Source organism: Burkholderia sp. Se-20378, assembly GCF_017104665.1.
Lineage (GTDB): Bacteria > Pseudomonadota > Gammaproteobacteria > Burkholderiales > Burkholderiaceae > Burkholderia > Burkholderia lata.
Genome location: NZ_JAAGPG010001038.1, coordinates 1 through 1,400, shown reverse-complemented (window position 1 = coordinate 1,400; position 1,400 = coordinate 1). Strand labels below are relative to the sequence as shown.

Below are 1,400 nucleotides of genomic sequence, written 5' to 3'. Positions count from 1 at the left end.
CGACGGCCCGTTCCGTGCGGCGCTCGACGAGATCGGCGCGCGCGTCGACGTGGTCGACCAGGGCGCGCTCGCGGGCGTGCGCAAGCAGGGTGGCGTGTCGATCGGCGCGGTGAAACAGCTCGCGCGGCTGGTGCGCGACGTCGCGCGCCGTGCACGCCGTGCCGAGGTGATCTACGCGAACACGCAGCGTGCGATGGTGGTTGCCGCGCTGGCCGGGCGGCTCGCGCGCAAGCCGGTGGTGTGGCACCTGCGCGACATCGTCAGCACCGACCATTTCGGCAGCAAGCAGTTGCTGGCGATCAAGTACTGCGCGCGGCTCGGCGTCACGCGCGTGATCGCGAACTCCGACGCGTCCGCGCAGGCGTTCCGTACGCTGACGGGCTTCACGCCGCAGCACGTCGACGTCGTGTTCAACGGCATTTCGGCCGAGCCGTTCGATGCGCTGGAAGGTGTCAGCCAGGCCGCGCTGCGCGCGCGGCTGGGGTTGCCCGAGCACGCATGGCTGGTCGGTTCGTTCAGCCGCCTCGCGCACTGGAAGGGGCAGCACGTGCTGCTGGAGGCCGCCGCGCGGCATCCCGACATGCACGTGGTGCTGGTCGGCGCGCCGCTGTTCGGCGAGGACGAATACGCGGCGCAACTGCATGAATACGTTGTCCGGCACGGGATGGGCGCTCGCGTGCATTTCCTCGGGTTCCAGCGCGACGTGGCCGCCTGCATGACGGCGGTCGACGTGGTTGCGCACACGTCGATCACGCCCGAGCCGTTCGGGCGCGTGATCGTCGAGGGGATGCTCGCCCGCCGGCCGGTCGTCGCGGCCCGTGCGGGCGGCGTCGTCGAGATCATCGAGGACGGCGACAACGGGCTGCTCTGCGCGCCGGGCGATGCGACGGCGCTGGCCGATGCGCTGGATACGCTGAAGCGCGACGGCGCGCTGCGCGATCGGCTCGTCGCGAGCGGGCGTGCGACGGCGGTGCGCCGGTTCGGCACCGAAACCTACGTGGAGCGGGTCGAGAAGATCCTCGCGGATACGGCGAAGGCCGCGAAGGCGAAGAAGCAGTAAACGGCGCGAGCCGGCGGGAAACGAGCCCTCATGCGGCGGTGTGCTGCGTGGGGGCTTTGTTTTTCAGCGCTGCGGGCGTTTGTTCTGCGCCGTCAGGGCGCGTGCTTGGCCGGTTGCGGATTGGGAGGGCGCGGTTGGCGACGGGATAAGGCGACGCCAAACGGAGACGGCAGAGCGAGACGGCAGAGGGAAATGGCAGCAGGTGATGCCAGAAGGTGATGCCAGAAGGTGATGCCAGAAGGTGATGCCAGAAGGTGATGCCAGAAGGTGATGCCAGAAGGTGATGCCAGAAGGTGATGCCAGAAGGTGATGCCAGAAGGTGATGCCAGAAGGTGATGCC

Annotated in this window: 2 protein-coding genes; one reads left to right on the top strand and one right to left on the bottom strand. The window is 69.0% G+C overall.

Features of this window, described 5'->3' with window-relative positions; genetic code table 11:
- Window positions 1-1,060 (top strand): glycosyltransferase family 4 protein (locus tag G3N93_RS39955; RefSeq protein ID WP_206135516.1); only part of this gene is annotated, 1,060 nt, incomplete at its 5' end.
- 28 nt (window positions 1,061-1,088) lie between these two features.
- On the opposite strand, the gene G3N93_RS39950 is transcribed toward G3N93_RS39955, so the two are convergent.
- Window positions 1,089-1,400: hypothetical protein (locus G3N93_RS39950; RefSeq protein WP_206135515.1), on the bottom strand; the 312-nt coding region annotated here is incomplete at its 5' end.